Genomic DNA, 18587 nt, shown 5'->3' with positions numbered 1-18587 from the left:
AATGAGGTATCGAAGATATGGCAAAGAATGCAAGTTCACCCGGCAAACGATTTATGAAACTTGCAGGAATGACCGCGAGCATTGCAACGAAAACCGTTTCTAACTCGATTCGAAACTTGACCGCAGATGAAGAGCAAAAGCTGGCTTCAAAAACCAAGTTATTTCAGGATATTGGTTTGCAAATTGCCGACACCTTAGGTGAAATGAAAGGTGCCGTCATGAAAGTCGGCCAAATTGCATCACAATATAAAGATATTTTCCCACCCGAGGTCGCTAAAGCAATTTCTAAGTTACAGCGCCAAGCTCCACCTATGCCCTTTGCCGCTATTCAACAACAAGTGGAACGTGAGCTTGGAAAACCGCTGAATGTTGCCTTTAAATCTTTTGAACAAGAACCTTTTGCTGCTGCATCGATTGGGCAAGTTCACAAAGCTGTTCTGCCAAGTGGCGAACAAGTTGTGGTTAAAGTGCAATATCCGGGTGTTGATGAGGCCTGTGAAAGTGACTTAAAACAAGTACGTTTGGCACTTCGCTTAATGGGTGTACTTAAAATTGATAAAAAGTTGCAAGATCAGCTTTTTGCAGAGATTCAAGATAGTCTGTCAGCAGAGCTTAACTATGAAATCGAGGCTCAAAACCTTGAAGTTTTCAAAACATTCCATAGCCAATTAGATGACAAAATTATCATCCCGACTGTTTATAAAGATTACTCTTCAAGACGTATTTTAACCTTGAGTCTCGAACAAGGTGACAGTATTGAAACTGCTAGCGCTTGGCCTATCGAAATTCGAAATACCATTGGACGCCGCTTGATTCGTGCTTTAGGTCAGGAAATGTTCTTTTTAAAACGTTTTCACTGTGACCCTCATCCAGGTAACTTTGCTTTCCGCCAAGATGGCAGTGTCATTATTTATGACTATGGCAGTGTTAAAACGCTTTCAAATGAAATCGTGCAGCACTTTAAACGCTTAGTAAATGCAGCTCGCCATGAAAATATCGATTTGATCGAAACAGAATTATTTGAACTACATTCACTTGCTGAAAAAGGCAAATTCCCGAGTGATCTATATAAACTCTGGATTGAAGTATTATTACGTCCGCTTACCACTACTTATGATTTCGCCGAAAACTCATCACACCATGATGGCATGTTACTTGTGAAAAAATCTTTGAAGTATTGGGATGTCTTTAAACCCTCACCAGATACTTTAATGGTCAACAGAACCATTTCAGGGCATTACTGGAACCTGATTCACTTAAAAGTTCATGACAATCTAAACGATCTATTTGAAGAGCTTGTACCGCCTTCTAACTAACTTAATTTACTGATCAATGTAGCCCTTTATGGGTTACATTGACTTTTTAATTGTTATGTTATAACATTTCTTTAATCAAAAATAATTTAGGACAATCTCTCATGCGTAAAGATATTCATCCTGCTTATCAACAAGTGTTATTTCATGACACCAATGCAGACGTGTACTTCTTAATTGGTAGTACTCTTCAGTCTAAACAAACCAAAGAATATCAAGGGAAAGTCTACCCTTATGTCACTCTTGATATTTCAAGTGCCTCACACCCTTTCTACACAGGTGAAGTACGTCAAGCAAGTAACGAAGGCCGTGTAGCAAGCTTCAATAAACGTTTCGCTCGCTTTAATCGTAAGAGTTAATCTTGCGTTAAGATTTGACCAATACACTTAAAACATTGGAAGCCTAAGACTATCTCCTCCACTTAGGCTTCTTTTTTTATGTGTATTTTTTCATCATTTCTAAACTGTGTATAAAAGAAAACTTATCCACAAGTTGTCTAAAAACTCTTCTGTTTTTTTTCAATAACCCCTCAATTTTTATAATTGCCAAGCTTCCAAAGCGCCTATTCGATGCTATGCTTAAGCCCTCATTTGTTAGGAAGTTTAAGATAATGGCACAAGAGTTACTTGCCCAATTACAAGCAGGCACAGCAAAATTTTCAGACGTTTTAGCTCATATTGAAGCACGTTACCAACATACTCCAACAGCTTTTCAAAATGGTGCACAGCAAAACGCTGCTACTGAAAATCAAGGCAGTGCAAAAGTTTTCTCTTTTGCCAAGTTACAAGGGTTAGACCAAGCACAAACTTTAAGTTTATTTGCAGAACACTACGCATCTGTATTGGCTACACCAGAAGGAACTGATCATCAAAATATTCGTCAGTTTATGCAAAATGGTTGGGATGGTGTGAAGTTTGAAGGTCAAGCTTTAACTGAAAAGTAATAGATTTAAATAAATAATAGAAACGACTTAATTTTTATTATGAGCATTGCCTTAAATGGAAGTGATATCCAAATGATGGATTGTATAGGCTAAGCTTACTTTTCAAGGATGAAAAGTAACAAAAATCCTTTGTTGCGCTGATGCTACATCCATGTAGCACAGCGAAACGACGGCATCCATGCCGTCTGTCACGATAGTAAATGCCTTATTTTTCTTAATTATTTTATTAGCCCCTTACATTCGATACGCGATAACGTCATTCGCAGCCTGCGTGGTGTCAATAAAAGATCGTTTTTGCAAAGCATAAGATAAATGGATTCAGTGAACAGGTTCTGCGAATGACAGATGCCTTTGGTTACTTTGGGCAAAACCAAAGTAACTTAATTAGCTGCTTCCATTAGATAACTCAACGATAAGACTCCGTCGTGAAAATCCTACCCAACACTCAACTTCGATGAGCTCTCACAACTTGAAATCATGGTCAATTCTTAAATATAGAAACTCAATGCCCCGCTACCCAATGATAAGTCGCTAACCCCAAACACGTAAAAATTAATGATCCAATTAAATGGATGGAGATCCCCAACATCGCCATTCCCAACTTACCACTTTGTAATAAAGTGACGATCTCAATCGAGAACGTTGAAAAGGTAGTTAAAGCACCACAGAAACCAGTAATCACAAAAAGCTTATAGTTCGGACTTAAATCACTTTGAGCAAAATAGGCAATTGCAAAACCAATAATAAAACCACCGACCAAATTAACAGTGACAGTACCCAGTGGAATCTGCGGGTAAATCGGGTTGAGTTTTAAACCTAAAAACCAACGCAACCACGCCCCTAGAACTGAGCCTAAAGCAATTGAAAGTAGAGAGTAATACATAGGATCACCCCTTTAGATAGACGCTAAAAGAGCAAAAAATAATGAAGGGAAATATGACACAGCGTACTCCAAGAATAAGCAGAGTACGCAATAACCTACGTACCCAGCGATATAAATACATGAGGGTAACGTAGGCATCATTAGCCAATATGGCGGTTTTTCAAGGGAGGAATGCCATCTCCCTGTTTTAAGTATATTAGATCATCTTGAATTTGATTTAAACATACTTTTTAAAATCATGGGCGTTCAGCAAATTGTGGTAAATCGTCACAAATACTTTCCCATTCTGCCTTAGAAGCAGCAAAAATATGCATAGTCGGTTTTTGGTCTAATGGTGTATCAAGTGTGCCAATTCTTAAGCGATATAATTCAGGCTGCGCATCACGAGAACTAATAAGCGGTGAACCACATTCGCTACAAAACCAGCGGTACACACCGTTCACAGCAAATTTTTTGACTAGGTCTTCACCTTGGGTAATTTTAAAATCTGTACTGTTGATAGGAGCATTCGTTGCAAATGCTGTTCCATTAGCTTTTCGGCATCTTTGACAGTGACACTGAATAATATCTCCGATATCGCCCTTAATTTCATAGCGAATACCCTGGCATAAACAACTTCCTTGATAAACTGTTGAAGCTTGAGACATGTGCTCGTAAATCCTATTATTATTGATCGCTCAAAAATAACACTTTTCACCTATCAAACATAGCATCAAATTATCCTGTTATTTCTCTAAGAATGAATGCACGCCTTCACCAGCCGCTCGCCCTGTAGCAAAGCATGCTGTAAGTAAATATCCACCTGTAGGAGCATCCCAATCCAGCATTTCACCACAACAGAATACACCTGAAGTTTGTTTAAGCTCTAAGCTTTCAGTTAGTGCATTCTGCTTAACACCACCAGCACAGCTAATCGCTTCTTCAATTGGTCTAAAGCCCTCTAACTTAATTTGAAGCGCTTTGATTCGCTGAGCCATAGCCTCTGGTTGGTTCCATAGTTCTTTATCAACAACTTCTCGAATTAAGTTAATCTTGGCCGTGTCTAAGCCTGCTTTACGCCAGATATTGGTGAGCGATTGTTTTTTACTAACCTGTAATTTTTTAACTAACGGTGTAAGCTCTACATCAGGCAATAAATCTAAAAACAAATTTAAGCTTTGCCCTTGTTTTTGCTGCTCTCGTAAAGCACGTCCAAGTTTATAAATAACACCACTTTCTAAACCATAGTGAGTAATCACAATATCGCCATGTGTAATCTGACTAGGATCAACCCACGCATTGATACGTTTTAAAGGCTCACCAAAACAACTTTCCATAAAAGCTGACCAAGTGTGAAGTACACCAGCATTACTTGGCTGGAAAGGCTCAATATTGGATTGATCCATCCATTGCTGCCAAGCACCATCACTACCTAATTGTGACCAAGACACAGCACCACAAGCCAATACTACTGCATCGTATTGCTGGGTAAAGGTTTCAGCGCTTTGATTATTTTGGTTTTCTAAAGTTACCGTTGTGCCTTGCAAATTAATACAACGATGACGATAAAAGAATTTAACCTGCTGTTCTGCCAAACGTTTTAGCCAAGCACGCAGTAAAGGTGCCGCTTTCATTTCGACAGGAAAAATGCGACCTGAGGTGCCAACGTAGGATTCTATTCCCAGATTTTTCATCCAGCTTTGAATCCAGACTGCATCCCATTTTTCAACCCATGGTTTAAGCCATTCTGCATGGTCATAGCGCTCAATAAACTGCGCTAATGGTTCAGCATGCGAGATGTTTAACCCTGTTTTACCTGCCATCAGAAACTTACGTGCAGCTGAAGGCTTTTGCTCGTATACATCAATCTCATAAGCATATTGGCTCAGTACCTCAGCTGCCATTAAACCAGCCGGACCAGCACCAATAATGGCAACCCGCTTATTCGCCATGCACTTGACCTTGTAATGGGGCAAACTCATCAAAACGTGTGCTGTAACCTTCAGGTTTAGTGATCACAAGCTGTTGGCAAAGTTCTCCACGTTCTAAATACTTAATTTCAAAATGAGTACGTGCAGATGTTTGAGCAATTTTTTCTTTTTGATAAGGCAGCTTCCAAACATTAATTAATTGTTGTTCAGCTTCTTCAATATATTCAGGGATATTACTTGCCAAAGTAATGGTTCCACCTGTTTGCAGGCGAGAAATTAAGAACTCAAAAAATGGCATATTCAACCAGCGCTGTGCTGGATTATGGGGTTCTGGGTTTGGATAGAGAATAAAGAAATGTTCAACTTGAGCAGGATGTAGAGCATGTACTACCCACGGTAAAGCATCTGCATGTACAGGAATTAAATTATCTCTTGGCTCCAGACCGTGCTGTTTTTGCATTGCCAAGAATTTTTCTCGGGTTCGTTCAATTGCATACAATGTGTGCTGCGGCTGTTGCCCGCTAAAAAGCAAAGCATGTTTACCCTTGCCCGCTCCAATTTCTACACAAATCGGGGTATTTTCAATTTGGGTAAAATCGCGAGGCGCTTGCATACGTTGTGCTTGAAATTGACGAATCTGCATAATCACATCAAACTAAATAAAAATCGGCATAAGTCTAACAAGTCACCTGACTTTTGCCTAATCTATTTCTCTTCACTTTGAGGATATCGCTTTATGCCACGTACATTCCCCTGCCCACGTTGTGGTGAACCAAGTGTTTGGGAAGGTAACGAATTTCGTCCATTTTGCTCTGAACGCTGTAAATTAATTGATTTAGGTGCCTGGGCAAATGATGAATATAGACTGCCTACCCAAGATGCGCCTCAGCATGACAAGGGTAGTCAAAATGAAGATGATTACGAGGATTAACCCGCTTTACCTGCAACAAAAGGGTTAAATTGTTTCTCATAGCCAATGGTACTCATCGGACCATGTCCAGAAATAAACTGAGTATCATCTGGCAGACTAAAACATTCACGTTTAATCGATTCAATCAACTGATCGTGATTACCACGCGGGAAATCTGTTCTGCCAATTGAGCCTTTAAACAAGACATCACCTGTCCACAGCAATCCATGATTTTTATTATAAAAAATGACATGTCCTGGCGTATGGCCGGGAGCAAAACGTACCTCAAACTCATCTTCGCCAAGTTTTAGCACTTCGCCACCTTCAAGCCATTGATCGACTTTTACAGGCTGTGGAATTGGAAAACCATAACGTGCTGAAACTTCCTGAATCATATCTAGCCAAAACTGATCCTCTTTATGTGGCCCAATAACTGGAACGTTCCATTCTTTGGCAAGCTCACCCACCGCTCCTGCATGGTCTAAATGCCCATGAGTGAGCCAAAGAGCTTTCACCTTTAAACCTAAGGCTTCAACTTCTTTCATCAAAACTGAAGCGTCACCGCCAGCATCAATCAAAACTGCTTCTTTTGTTTCACTATCCCAGACAAGGGAACAATTTTGGGCAAATGCAGTAACTGGAACAATTTTGACTTGCAACATAAGAACCTCTGGCTAAAACGCAATTAACGGTGGGCTAAGGTATGGGTAAGGGCATCAAGATTAGCCTGAACTAAACCTGCAAGCAAATCAATATGAGCCTGATCGCTATTTAAAGCAGGAATGTAAGCATAGCTACCACCACCTGCTTCTTGAAACAACTCTGCATTTTGAATAGCTAACTCTTCAAGTGTTTCTAAACAATCGGCAGAAAAAGCTGGGCTTAATACCTGAACAGACTTAACACCTTGCTTCGCCCAATCTTGTAAAAGCTGATCTGTATAAGGCTTCACCCATTCTTGTTTTCCAAAACGTGATTGGAAGCTAATTGCCCATTCATCATCTTTTAAATGTAAGGCTTCAGCGACTAACTTTGCTGTAATGCGACAACGATCTGCATAAGGGTCGCCTTTGTCTGCATAAGGCTGTGGAATACCATGAAATGACATCAACAGTTTTTCAGGCTTACCATGTTGCTCTTGATAAGCTAAAACACTTTCTGCCAATGCCTGAATAAACATTGGATGCTGATAGTAGTCTTTGATAATTGTTAGACCTGGCAAGTTTCGCTGGGCTGGAATCCATTTGGCAAAAGCATCATATAACGGTGCTGTAGAAGTGGCTGAATATTGAGGAAATAAAGGCAATAAAATGACATGCTCTTGCGGGTTAGCTGCCAGTTTTTCTAAAACTGTATCAATACCGGGATTACCATAGGTCATCGCCGGTATCACGGTTAAATCAAACTGATTATTTTCTCGCTGCAAATAAGCCTGAATACGTTGAGTTTGCTCAAACACAATTTCACGCATGGGCGAATCTTTTGACCATACCGAAGCATAGGCATCTGCTACCCTTTTTGGGCGAAAAGGTAAAACAAACAGATTTAAAATAATCCACCAAATGAATTTCGGTATTTCAATTACACGTGAATCAGATAAAAACTGCTTTAGAAAACGGCGAACCGCAGGAATAGTGGCCTCATCCGGTGTACCTAAATTCGCTAAAATGACAGTAACTTTCGGTTTTTGTTCAAACGACATGTGTAAATGCCTTTCAATTCATCTTATGTCACTAATGTAACAGCTTTTATTGTCATATATAAATTGAATCGCTCTAAGCTTTTAATCGAATGCCCCGATGGCTCCATTTATAGCTAAGTAATAACTTTTGAGCTTTAGCTGTGACTTTCCATAAGCTATAGGATTGTTCAGTCTGAGTTGGAACAATCCAGCCCTGTGACTGCATTTGCTTTTTTATCCGAAACAATGCCTTATGGTTAATCTGAGCGCAGGCGACAGCATGAGCACGAGGTAACTCCTGACGAGCATCTTCTAGGCCAGCCTGATTCAAATATTCATTTAAACATGTCCCAAAATTCTCTTCTGGAGTAGCTGTTTCAAACTGCTTTGCCAATATACTTAACAACTGCGACCAAGTCATTTGTCGTTGTCGTTTAAGCTCTTTAAAATTCCCATCCTGAAATGCTTGAATTTGATATTCAAATGCAAAAATATCTTGGGGAGCAACTTCGTTTACTTGAGCTGATGACTCTGTTAATTGCTGTTCTAACTGTAAAATTTTACTTTTTAATAGCTTAATTTCATCTTCTAAGTGATGAGCCTGATGAGCAGGAACCCAACCTTGTCCTATATGCTGTTCAACCATTAAAGGCATATTTAAACGAACAGCCAACTCTAGTTCACGTGGAGTTTTAAAGTAAAAAATATGATTCACATCAAGTAATAACTTTTTTCTAAATGCGAGAAATTTATCTTTAAGCTGTGGATGTGTTTCTTGTAAATGTATTTCACGACTTTCGGGCTGCTCATGCATGAACACAATAATGGGTTTAGCCTGACTTAACGCATATTCATATTCTAAAGATAAATAACTCACACCAGAAATCGACTGCTCTCCATACTGACTGCCTAAAAGTAGGATTACATAATCACATTCATCAATTTGTCGACGAGCAAGCGTAGTGGTTAGGGGTGTTCGTTGTTCTAATCCCCAAGCAAAGAAACCCATCCCCACCAAGGTTTGAGACAGAACCATCCGCTCTGGCTGCATATCGCGGCCGGATGTTGAAATAAAAATCTGATAGCGTGTATCGAGCATAACAATACCCTTTCGCCCCATGATCTGTCCGTGACTTAATATCAGCCAAGATCATGAACCGCCCCAAATAAAATAATAAATCTAAAAAACACTAGTTTCTAAATGATGCTAAAAGATCAGTTCAGATTATGAAGTGTCCAAGTTAACTCTTGTGGAATCAAATGTTGTAAAACAGGTTGCAGTGCCTCAGCATTATTACCGCTGACATAACATTCAATACGTGCAACATTCTGACCTATTTGGTCACATAATAACTCATTTTTTATTAAAATACGGGCTGTTTGTCGGGCAACTGCCAATCCAGAATCAACCAGTGTGAATTGGTTATCAAAAAGATGATGAATTGCTTGATTTAAGAAAGGATAATGCGTGCAACCGAGCACTAAATAATCTGCACCTTGCTCAGCGGCAGGCTGTAAAACCTCTTTTAATGCCGTTAAACACGCCTCTCCCATTTGCTGTCCCGCCTCTACACAAGGAACAAGTTCAAGGCTGGTTAAGGTCATCACTTTAACACCCGCCGGAACAGCAAACTTCTCGACAACATCTTTAATGAGTTGGCCACGAAAAGTAGCAGGCGTCGCCAATACAGCAACCACTTTAGAACGAGTCTGTAATACAGCAGGTTTTAATGCTGGAACCAATCCAACAATTGGAAAGTGTTCACCATAATGCTCACGCAAATGATCAAGGCTAAATGCGGAAGCCGTATTGCAGGCTACGACTGCAATTTTACAACCTTGACGATATAGCCAATCAACAGCACGAGCCGTGAGTTCCCTGATTTCTTCATCCGAGCGTGGTCCATAAGGAACGTAGGCAGTATCGGCATAATACACAATACGTTCATTTGGTAAATATTTGGCAATTTCTGCTGCAACTGACATCCCTCCAATTCCCGAATCAAAAATACCAATTGGGGCATCTGCTGATGCTTTAGGCATAGGTTCTAGCTCGGAAAATAAAGGTTGTATGGCGGTCATAGCTGTACTGAAGTGTCAGAAAATTTCACTCCCTAAAGCTTAAACCTCAAGTGCCTAATTGCAAGAGCAAATTACCACTTTTTAGCTCTAAAATGGTTTCACCTTTATCGTTTTCAATCAGTGTTCCATAGTTCACCAAATGATAGAAAGCCTGACGTTGAATCAGCGCATTAATCCCAAAACGGACATGCACATAAGGACGCAACTCTCCTGCATATTCACGCATAAAAATAGGATGTTCTGCATCAACCAAAATTACATCTTGGTTGGTGGTGGTCAGTTGTAAAAACTGCTCACCTGAAATTTCGACCTGATCTGCCTGATTGACTAATAAAGGTTCATCTTCAACTTCGATTTCAATTTGTTCTACAGGGGTTTTCAGGTAGAATTTGCCTTCTTCTTTCCATAGGACTTTGGTAAACAGATCTAATAGAGCTTGGCGCTTGATTAATTGACCTTCGTGCCACCATTCTCCATTGGATTTCACCGTCAAATCCATTTTGCCGCAATGCTTTGGATGCCACTGCTCTAAAGGTGGAATTGACCTTTTGTGACTTTGCTGTACACCTTTTAAGTATTGTGCAATGTTCATTAAGTTTTTATCATCAGATAACGGTATTTTTCCCATATCCGATGGTGAATTATTTTGATTTACCATAGTTTATGCCTTGCTGACGAAAAAATGTTACGACTCAGCCAATTGGCTAGATCATGGTTTAAAACTATACTAGCCCAAACGATAAAAGGCACAATAGCATATTTGCGCCTATGGATTAAAACACTCACGGCAGCACCGAATTATCTGAATATGACGGTTGCCACCTTTAAGTATTGAGGAGTCCTACATGGAACACATCGAACGTGAATCGATGGAGTTTGACGTTGTCATCGTAGGTGCAGGACCTGCAGGTCTATCTGCTGCGATTAAGATCCGTCAATTAGCGATTGAAAAAAACTTACCCGATCTTTCTGTTTGTGTAGTTGAAAAAGGCTCTGAAGTAGGTGCGCATATCTTGTCTGGTGCTGTGCTTGAGCCACGTGCCATCAATGAACTTTTCCCGAACTGGAAAGAAGAAGGCGCGCCTCTTAATGTCCCTGTAACTGAAGACAAAACTTTCTTCTTACTCTCAGACACCACTTCTAAAGAAGTACCTCACTGGATGGTTCCTAAAACCATGCATAACGATGGTAACTATGTGATCTCTTTAGGTAACGTAGTTCGCTGGTTAGGGCAAAAAGCTGAAGAGCTAGAAGTTTCTATCTTCCCTGGCTTTGCTGCATCTGAAGTACTTTACCATGAAGACGGTACTGTAAAAGGTATTCAAACTGGTGACATGGGTATTGGTAAAGATGGCGAACCAACGCATAACTTTACTCCAGGTTATGAGCTTCACGCTAAATATACCCTCTTCGCAGAAGGTTGCCGTGGTCACTTAGGAAAACGCCTAATTGCGAAATACAACCTTGATAAAGATGCTGATCCTCAGCACTACGGTATCGGGATTAAAGAGCTTTGGGAAATTGACCCAGCAAAACACAAACCGGGCTTAGTCATGCACGGTGCAGGTTGGCCTTTAGCGGAAACAGCTTCTTCAGGTGGCTGGTGGTTATACCACGCTGAAAACAACCAAGTGACTTTGGGCATGATCGTGGACTTGTCTTATGAAAATCCACATATGTATCCATTTATGGAAATGCAGCGCTGGAAAACTCACCCACTGATTAAACAGTATTTAGAAGGTGGTAAACGTATTTCTTACGGCGCACGTGCTGTAGTGAAAGGCGGTTTCAACTCTCTGCCTAAATTAACTTTCCCGGGCGGTTGCTTGATTGGTGATGATGCAGGTTTCTTAAACTTTGCAAAAATCAAAGGCTCACACACTGCCATGAAATCAGGCATGTTATGTGGTGAAGCTGTATTTGAAGCGATTGCTGCGGGTGTAGAAAAAGGCGGTGATCTTGCGATTGCACGTGTTACTGAAGGCGAAGATTTATTCGTTAAAGAATTAACTTCATACACTGATAAATTTAACAACAGCTGGTTAAAAGAAGAGCTTTATAACTCTCGTAACTTTGGCCCAGCGATGCATAAATTTGGTCAATGGATGGGTGGTGCATTTAACTTTATCGACCAGAATGTCTTTAAAGTACCATTCACTTTACATGACTTGAAGCAAGACTTTGCTGCATTGAAAACTGTTGATGCAACAAGCTTTAAGCCAAACTATCCAAAACCGGATGGCAAACTTACATTTGACCGTTTATCTTCAGTGTTTATTTCAAACACTGTACATGAAGAAAACCAACCAGCTCACTTGAAGCTTACAGACCCTTCAATTCCAGTGAATGTGAACTTACCGAAATGGGATGAGCCTGCACAGCGCTATTGCCCTGCTGGTGTTTACGAAATCATGGAAAATGATGATGGTTCTAAACGCTTCCAGATTAACGCAGCGAACTGTGTTCACTGTAAGACCTGTGATATTAAAGACCCATCTCAAAACATTACGTGGGTAACGCCTGAAGGCGGCGGTGGTCCAAACTACCCTAATATGTAATAAAAAAGCCCCGATTGTTCGGGGCTTTTTTATTAGTATCCACTTATTGAAAAGGCGGTATTTTTGCTACGTTTAAATTAAAATTCTTTTTATAGAAAATAAATGTGCCTAATAAAAATAAGCCAAGAAAACCAAAGTTTCGCGCTAAATCGTAGTACCAAACCGATTTACCAAATAATAAATCAAGAATTAACATCAGTCCGATAAACCTTGTATGCAAGATCAAACTCATCTTTATCTTTGGTTCAGGAGCAAAAGATGTATTTCTATAACCGAGGAGAATAGAACCTAAAACGATGAGAATACATATAATAATGATAGCAACAGTTTCAGATAACCAAGAGATCTCTAAATGTAATAAACCAGCAATAGTGAAAAACCAAAGACAGATTAATAAGCTTCGTTTCACAAAATAATCATTCATTTTTATACGTCATTTATATACTTAATTTTATAAATTATATAACGATTCTTATTTGTAAAAAATTATCATTTCAAATTAAAGTTAAATTATTCATGGCTTCTAATCGTCTTTATTAGAAGCCTTATTATCCTATTAACCTTTCTTCACTAAATAATGAAATTCTTTATGACCATTTTCATCTAAGCGTTCTTCTTGTAACAACAACTCATGGCCTAAATGCATACAAAATTTAGGAATATCCCAAGAGGTCGAATTATCTGTTGCAAAGACTTCAACCACATCCCCTGACTTAGATTTGCGGATGGCTTGATGCAACATCATGACAGGTTCCGGACAACGTAAACCACGCGTATTGAGTTGTACAGTAGGTGAAATGGGTTGCTCTGACATAACAAACTCGAACAAATAGAATTTTCACATTTTAGCATAAACAAATTACTGAGCTGTTAACTGTAACTGGCTTTTACATAACAATATACGTTTTGTCTTTTAGCTTGTTTTATAGATGCATAAGCATCTTTTCTTCGGTATGATCTGTGTATTCATTTGATACATTGAGTCTTTAGGAAAGATCATGCAAGAGGAACCAAGTCCGTCGTGGGGAATGCGAGGCTTACGAAAATGGTTAGGTACAGCGCCAGAAACCCGTGATGAATTATTAAAATTAGTCCAAAATTCACGCCGCTTTTTAGAACCAGATACTGTTGCTATGCTTGAAGGCGTTCTTGACCTTCCAGCTACAAAAATTCGTGAAGTCATGACGCCACGAACAGCAATGATCAGTTTGCAAGAAGATGATCAATTACTTGATATTCTTGATGTACTGGTTGAGTCTGCTCACTCACGCTTTCCAGTCTTCTCTGCCGATCAGCCTGACAATGTTGTCGGGATTTTGCTCGCAAAAGATTTGTTGCCGTTTCTAACTGAACCGAATACCAAAGTTGATATTCGAGTTCTTATGCGCCAACCATTATTTGTTCCTGAAAGTGCACGTTCCGATCAGGTACTGCGCATGTTAAAACATACTCAGACTCACATTGCGATTGTGATTGATGAATATGGTTCAACAGCCGGTCTTGTTACGCTTGAAGATATTCTTGAAGAGATCGTTGGCGAAATTGAAGATGAGCACGACACGGTCGATGAAGATGCTCAGTACATTGTTCCTGACAATGACCATACGGTAGCAAATGCGTGGATGGTGCAAGCACTTACACCAATCGAACATTTCAATACTGTTTTAGATGCTGATTTTTCTGACGATGAAGTAGAAACTGTCGGCGGTTTATTGCTTCAAGAGATTGGTCTGGTAAGTGATTTACAAGGTCAAACTGTTGAGCTTGGAAATTGGTTATTTACAATCGTTGAAGCAGATGCCCGCACTATTCATCTGATTCGAGCTGTACGTCAATGAGAGCATACTTTGAAAAGCTGTTAGATTCTTCGCAACAACAAAAACAGCTTCCTTTAATTTTTCCTTTACTCATTGCTTTATTTTCAGGTGCCGTGTTCAGTTTTTCACTGGCACCTTATTATTGGTGGTGGTTGGCAATTTTATCTCCAGCCCTACTCTATGCAACATTACATAAGCGCTCAGCTAAACAAGCCTTTGCTATTGGTTGGAGCTATGGCTTTGGTTTATGGTTTGTAGGTGCTTTCTGGCTCTATACTTCCATCCATGTATATGGCGATACCAATGCATTTCTAAGCGTGTGTATGATTGCTGTTATGGCCTTTGTGATGGGTTTATTTACAGCATTTCAGACATGGGTTTACCGACGATTCTTCCCTGAAACACCACTTACTTTTGCCCCGCTCTGGATTGTTTTCGAATGGGCAAAAACTTGGGTATTTACAGGTTTCCCATGGTTGTTTGTAGGTTACGCTTTTACTGAACGTTTACTCGATGGTTATGCACCGCTATTTGGTATTTATGCAATTTCCTTCGTCGTCATTGTATTAGCATGTGCTTTAGTTGAAGTTCTGCGTAAACGTATTTTTTGGGTTATCCCTTCTGCCCTATTGGTTTTGGGTGCTTGGGGAGCATCATATATTCAGTTTGTAAAACCTAAAGCTGCTAAGCCGCTTAGCGTTTCACTCATTCAAGGTAACATTCCACAAGATTTAAAATGGCTAACCGAATATCAAGTTAGAACATTAGAAATTTATGCTGGTTTGACTCAATCTGAATGGGGTCGTGACTTAATTGTATGGCCTGAGTCTTCAATTCCGCTTTTCCAAACCGATATTGAACCGTTTTTGGATGCAATGGATGCACAAGCGAAAAAGAACCATACGGCTTGGGTAACTGGCATTCCTTATTGGGATGTTGCGAAATCACATCAAGTTGGTAGCCCGCTGTATTACAACAGTATTATGGCTTCTGGCAGTGATTCAAGCGGACTCTATAAAAAGCAGCGTCTTGTTCCATTTGGTGAATATATCCCTCTTTCAGGTTTACTCTCTTGGGTATTACCAGCCATGCAAAATGATATCAGCATGAGCGGTTTTACACGTGGTGAGAGTGACCAAAAACCACTTTTAATTAAAGGGCATGCGCTTGCTGCTGCAATTTGTTATGAAGTGGCTTACCCGAACCTGACAAGACGTAATGCAGAAGACAGCGACTTCTTGGTTACTGTATCGAATGATGCTTGGTTTACGGGTACTGCTGGGCCGTGGCAACATTTACAAATGGTGCAGATGCGCGCGAAAGAAAATGGCCGCTGGTTTATTCGTGCAACCAACACAGGTGTAACAGCGTTTATTGATCAAAATGGTCATATCACTGAACAAGCACCAATCGATAAAGAGTTTGTCTTGAGAGGTGATTTACCTGCTATGCAAGGTCAAACTCTTTATAACCGTTTAGGTGATTATCCAATTTTAGGATTTGCGGTCTTACTGCTGATTTTAGGTTGGGTTTATCGTCCGCGTAAAGTTGACGTTTCTTTTAAATCTCGTCGCTAAATCATAATAACTTTGTACCCAGAGGAACTTCAAACTCTGGGATACAAAGTGCGACATCACCATCTGCGTTATGAAACCCTGTCACCAAACATTCTGACTGGATAGGTCCGATTTGTTTTTTAGGGAAATTTACTACGGCAACAACTAATTTACCCACCAAATCTTGTGGCTGATAAAGCTTAGTAATTTGTGCACTTGATTTACGCACACCCAATTCTTCACCAAAATCTACATGTAAAATATAGGCAGGTTTACGCGCTTTTTCAAAAACCTCGGCTTGAATAATTTTACCAACACGCAGCTCTACTTTTAAAAAATCATTCCACTCGATTTGTTCCATTTCATATTTCTCATTTTCTTAAATTGCTGATTTGAAGCATATAATATGTACAAATGAAGAAACACCCTGTTTTTAAGTCCAGTTAAAAAATAAAACATAGATGTTTAGTCTACGTTTTATCTAAAATTTGGTTTTAAAATATTATTAAAAAGTGATCGATAATTGCAAAGATAAATAAGCAACTAAACTCGATAAAAAAACCATGGGTACATAACGGTAAGCTTTAAAAAGGAATTGCTCATATTGAGTAGAGATTTGTTTAGCTTGCCAGACGCTCGCTTTTAATGCAGTAAAGAAGCTCACCATTAACCATGCGCTCACAATACTTAATGCGAAGAAACCAATCATGATTTGGCTACTTCCCTCTGTACTCAGCCATAACTTTAATGAAACCTCAGCAATCGGCAATAAACCCAAAATCAATAGGACAGACTTGAGCATTACCCAATGAAACTGAGTCAGTTCATCTAATATGAGAAATGCTTTCATTTAATCTCTCCTTTTAATTGAATAAAGTGCTTTTTATTTATTATGCAAAGCTTTTATTTAAATATATAGCTTATTTTTCTCTACATTTTAACTTTCTTGTAACTATTAAATATGGGAATAATTCTTATTATAAATCTCAAACATTAATATTAACTTTAATTTATATTTTTCAGTTAGTTATTATATTTTTCTGATTGAGAGAGATTATCAATTCGTATTTATCATTTTAACTTTTCAACTGAATTGATAATCTCCATTACATTTTAATTAAGGTTGATAATAAATATCTGCATCATTACCTTCACCGCCTTCTTTGCCATCCGCTCCAAATGAGTACAAGTCAAAAGCTCGACCATCTGCCCCAGGAATGACATATTGAATATCATTTTTCCAGCTGTCTTTAGGATAACCACCTTTTACATAACCACCTGGCATCCAGTTTTTCGCTGTAGCAGGCTGGTTAACCAAAGCATCTAATCCACCTTCTTGCATGGTTGGGAAATGGCCATTATCAAGCTTGTACTGATCTAAAGCACCCGCTACCCCCTTTAATGCAATTTGAGTCGTATCAATTTTAGCTTTTTCACTACGCCCCATGACATTTGGTACGATTAAAGCTGCTAACACACCTAAAATTACAATCACGACCATGACTTCAATGAGGGTAAAGCCTGAGGCACGCTTCATTCGAGCACCGCTCGAACGTGCCGCAAGTCCGAAAGCTACGCTTGAGTTTTTTTGAGCATCCTTAACGTGCTCTTTTTGTTTCATGACCATCTTCATCATTATCTCTAATATCAAAGTTATTAAATCATATTGTTCATATTTACGATTGGCAGCATAACCGCGATTACAATAACCAGTACAATGCTTGCCATTAAAACCAGCATAAGCGGTTCAAGTAATGCCAGTAAGGTTGAAATAAATGTCGTCACCTCACGGTCTTGCATGGTCGATGCTCGTTCTAACATCCTGTCAAGCTCGCCTGATGCCTCTCCACTTCGAATCATTTGTACCATCATTGGTGGGAAATAACCACTGCGCTCCAGTTGCGTACCTAAGTTCCCCCCCTCTGTCACTCGCTCAGCCGCATGAGCAATTGAATCGCGGATAACCCAGTTGTTAGTCACTGCTGCACCAATTTTTAAGGCATCCACCAAAGGGACACCTGAACGGGTCAAAATAGATAAGGTACTGGCAAAGCGCGCAGCATTAATACCACGTGATAGTTTACCGAATAATGGCAATTTGAGTGTTAATCGATCAAAAGCATAATGTCCAGCAGTGGTTTTTAAAAACCGTATGAATGCGATAACACCCACCACTGCAAAAAGAATAATAAACACCCACGCATGTCGAATAAAATCGCTGACTTTCATTAAAGCGACTGTAATCCACGGGAGAGCATCTTTATTTTGATCAAAAGTTTTTACAATCTCTGGCACAACATAAGTCATTAAACCCATCACAATACCAAAAGACATCAGCATTAAAATGATTGGATAAATCATGGCACCCTGAACTTTCTTTTGCATGGCAAAGCGGTTTTCAGTGTAATCCGAAAGCTGATCTAAAATGAGATCTAAATGTCCCGAGCGCTCGCCAGCCGCCACCGTTGCAATATAAAGGTCTGGGAAACGTCCAGACTGCTGCATGCCTTGTGCAAGTGAATGCCCTTCTAAGACTCGAGAACGAACAGATAATAAAAGATTTTGTACATGTGTTTTTTCACTTTGCCTACTCACGGCGCGCAAAGCTTCTTCAAGTGGAATAGCAGCGGCAACCAAGACCGAAAGTTGTCTGGTCATGAGCGCTAAATCGTAAGCACTGAACTTTTTTTGGAATAACCCCTGACTCTGATGTTTATCTTTTTGTTCAACAGGGTCAACACTAATTGGTGTCCATGCTTTATCGCGTAATTGTTGGCGAATCTGGCGCGCTGAGTCTCCCTCAAGCACCCCTTTTTGCTGCTTCCCTGAAGCATCAATGGCAGTAAATTGATATGCAGGCATGGTAATGTTCTAATTTTCCAAAAATAATAGTCGCTGCTGTTGCATCTATGCTACGCAATCATTCATATTCGT

General features: G+C 39.7%; 22 protein-coding genes and 1 riboswitch. Of the genes, 7 read left to right on the top strand and 15 right to left on the bottom strand.

Annotated elements, in window-relative coordinates; translation table 11 throughout:
* Window positions 1-17: 17 nt before the first annotated feature.
* The 3 genes from ACTJJH_RS07060 to ACTJJH_RS07050 all read left to right on the top strand — a co-directional run bounded on the left by ACTJJH_RS07060 (window position 18) and on the right by ACTJJH_RS07050 (window position 2256).
* On the top strand, window positions 18-1316 hold the full coding sequence (locus ACTJJH_RS07060; RefSeq protein ID WP_320561846.1) for an ABC1 kinase family protein: 1299 nt from the start codon (window positions 18-20) through the stop codon (window positions 1314-1316).
* 101 nt (window positions 1317-1417) lie between these two features.
* Window positions 1418-1672, top strand: coding sequence for a type B 50S ribosomal protein L31 (locus ACTJJH_RS07055; protein WP_002114896.1), 255 nt, complete (start codon window positions 1418-1420; stop codon window positions 1670-1672).
* 251 nt (window positions 1673-1923) lie between these two features.
* Window positions 1924-2256 (top strand): HopJ type III effector protein, encoded by a 333-nt coding sequence (locus ACTJJH_RS07050; RefSeq protein WP_017398759.1) that lies wholly within the window; start codon window positions 1924-1926, stop codon window positions 2254-2256.
* A gap of 502 nt (window positions 2257-2758) precedes the next feature.
* Here ACTJJH_RS07050 and crcB read toward each other — a convergent pair.
* The 4 genes from crcB to ACTJJH_RS07030 form a co-directional block, all read right to left on the bottom strand.
* Entirely contained in the window at window positions 2759-3139 is a 381-nt protein-coding gene (gene crcB, locus ACTJJH_RS07045) for a fluoride efflux transporter CrcB (protein ID WP_005065982.1), read from the bottom strand.
* A 124-nt stretch (window positions 3140-3263) separates the two neighbouring features.
* A riboswitch (Fluoride riboswitch) is annotated at window positions 3264-3330 on the bottom strand.
* Window positions 3331-3375: 45 nt separating this feature from the next.
* Window positions 3376-3786, bottom strand: coding sequence for a GFA family protein (locus tag ACTJJH_RS07040; protein WP_032035408.1), 411 nt, complete (start codon window positions 3784-3786; stop codon window positions 3376-3378).
* 78 nt (window positions 3787-3864) lie between these two features.
* Window positions 3865-5070, bottom strand: coding sequence for a TIGR03862 family flavoprotein (locus ACTJJH_RS07035; protein WP_440600926.1), 1206 nt, complete (start codon window positions 5068-5070; stop codon window positions 3865-3867).
* The gene (locus ACTJJH_RS07030) at window positions 5060-5698 is read right to left on the bottom strand and encodes an SAM-dependent methyltransferase (RefSeq protein WP_081318687.1); all 639 of its coding nucleotides are present in this window, start codon (window positions 5696-5698) and stop codon (window positions 5060-5062) included. The genes ACTJJH_RS07035 and ACTJJH_RS07030 overlap by 11 nt, the downstream gene beginning before the upstream one ends.
* Before the next feature lie 87 nt (window positions 5699-5785).
* Here ACTJJH_RS07030 and ACTJJH_RS07025 point away from each other — a divergent pair, with 87 nt between their 5' ends.
* A complete protein-coding gene (locus ACTJJH_RS07025; RefSeq protein WP_069036481.1) occupies window positions 5786-5980 on the top strand; it encodes a DNA gyrase inhibitor YacG in 195 nt (64 codons plus the stop codon).
* Here the strand turns inward: ACTJJH_RS07025 and ACTJJH_RS07020 are convergent.
* The 5 genes from ACTJJH_RS07020 to ACTJJH_RS07000 form a co-directional block, all read right to left on the bottom strand.
* Window positions 5977-6621, bottom strand: coding sequence for an MBL fold metallo-hydrolase (locus ACTJJH_RS07020; protein WP_069122127.1), 645 nt, complete (start codon window positions 6619-6621; stop codon window positions 5977-5979). The two genes, ACTJJH_RS07025 and ACTJJH_RS07020, sit on opposite strands and share 4 nt — an antisense overlap.
* Window positions 6622-6644: 23 nt before the next feature.
* Window positions 6645-7661, bottom strand: a complete 1017-nt coding sequence (gene hemH / locus ACTJJH_RS07015) for a ferrochelatase (RefSeq protein WP_440600925.1) — start codon at window positions 7659-7661, stop codon at window positions 6645-6647.
* 73 nt (window positions 7662-7734) lie between these two features.
* The gene (locus ACTJJH_RS07010; RefSeq protein ID WP_440600977.1) at window positions 7735-8739 is read right to left on the bottom strand and encodes a DUF4062 domain-containing protein; all 1005 of its coding nucleotides are present in this window, start codon (window positions 8737-8739) and stop codon (window positions 7735-7737) included.
* A gap of 116 nt (window positions 8740-8855) precedes the next feature.
* On the bottom strand, window positions 8856-9722 hold the full coding sequence (gene murI / locus ACTJJH_RS07005) for a glutamate racemase (protein ID WP_440600924.1): 867 nt from the start codon (window positions 9720-9722) through the stop codon (window positions 8856-8858).
* Window positions 9723-9768: 46 nt separating this feature from the next.
* Window positions 9769-10380 (bottom strand): DUF1285 domain-containing protein, encoded by a 612-nt coding sequence (locus ACTJJH_RS07000; protein WP_002114653.1) that lies wholly within the window; start codon window positions 10378-10380, stop codon window positions 9769-9771.
* A gap of 187 nt (window positions 10381-10567) precedes the next feature.
* Here ACTJJH_RS07000 and ACTJJH_RS06995 point away from each other — a divergent pair, with 187 nt between their 5' ends.
* Window positions 10568-12280 carry an electron transfer flavoprotein-ubiquinone oxidoreductase gene (locus ACTJJH_RS06995; protein ID WP_005065953.1) on the top strand — a complete coding sequence of 571 codons (1713 nt, stop codon included), beginning with the start codon at window positions 10568-10570 and terminating at the stop codon, window positions 12278-12280.
* Between the two features lie 43 nt (window positions 12281-12323).
* On the opposite strand, the gene ACTJJH_RS06990 is transcribed toward ACTJJH_RS06995, so the two are convergent.
* Entirely contained in the window at window positions 12324-12704 is a 381-nt protein-coding gene (locus ACTJJH_RS06990; RefSeq protein ID WP_065184539.1) for a hypothetical protein, read from the bottom strand.
* Window positions 12705-12836: 132 nt separating this feature from the next.
* Window positions 12837-13094 carry a sulfurtransferase TusA gene (tusA, locus tag ACTJJH_RS06985; RefSeq protein WP_002053527.1) on the bottom strand — a complete coding sequence of 86 codons (258 nt, stop codon included), beginning with the start codon at window positions 13092-13094 and terminating at the stop codon, window positions 12837-12839.
* 184 nt (window positions 13095-13278) lie between these two features.
* Here tusA and ACTJJH_RS06980 point away from each other — a divergent pair, with 184 nt between their 5' ends.
* Both ACTJJH_RS06980 and lnt read left to right on the top strand, forming a co-directional pair.
* Window positions 13279-14118 carry an HlyC/CorC family transporter gene (locus ACTJJH_RS06980; RefSeq protein ID WP_002114976.1) on the top strand — a complete coding sequence of 280 codons (840 nt, stop codon included), beginning with the start codon at window positions 13279-13281 and terminating at the stop codon, window positions 14116-14118.
* Window positions 14115-15674, top strand: coding sequence for an apolipoprotein N-acyltransferase (gene lnt, locus ACTJJH_RS06975; RefSeq protein WP_086611609.1), 1560 nt, complete (start codon window positions 14115-14117; stop codon window positions 15672-15674). Before ACTJJH_RS06980 ends, lnt begins: the two co-directional genes overlap by 4 nt.
* Before the next feature lies 1 nt (window position 15675).
* On the opposite strand, the gene ACTJJH_RS06970 is transcribed toward lnt, so the two are convergent.
* From ACTJJH_RS06970 to gspF, 4 genes are all read right to left on the bottom strand, one after another.
* Window positions 15676-16014, bottom strand: coding sequence for a tRNA-binding protein (locus ACTJJH_RS06970; RefSeq protein ID WP_002114937.1), 339 nt, complete (start codon window positions 16012-16014; stop codon window positions 15676-15678).
* 144 nt (window positions 16015-16158) lie between these two features.
* Window positions 16159-16503, bottom strand: a complete 345-nt coding sequence (locus tag ACTJJH_RS06965) for a hypothetical protein (protein WP_017398750.1) — start codon at window positions 16501-16503, stop codon at window positions 16159-16161.
* A 267-nt stretch (window positions 16504-16770) separates the two neighbouring features.
* Complete coding sequence (gene gspG, locus ACTJJH_RS06960) at window positions 16771-17286, bottom strand: type II secretion system major pseudopilin GspG (RefSeq protein WP_017402575.1); 516 nt, start codon at window positions 17284-17286, stop codon at window positions 16771-16773.
* 23 nt (window positions 17287-17309) lie between these two features.
* Window positions 17310-18515: a type II secretion system inner membrane protein GspF gene (gene gspF / locus ACTJJH_RS06955; RefSeq protein WP_262762543.1), complete on the bottom strand. Its 1206-nt coding sequence runs from the start codon at window positions 18513-18515 to the stop codon at window positions 17310-17312.
* Window positions 18516-18587 lie beyond the last annotated feature (72 nt).

The organism is Acinetobacter sp. 22301 (assembly GCF_052045285.1).
GTDB lineage: Bacteria > Pseudomonadota > Gammaproteobacteria > Pseudomonadales > Moraxellaceae > Acinetobacter > Acinetobacter pittii.
The sequence above is the reverse complement of the archived record's forward strand: the minus strand, read 5'-3'. Positions and strand labels throughout refer to the sequence as shown.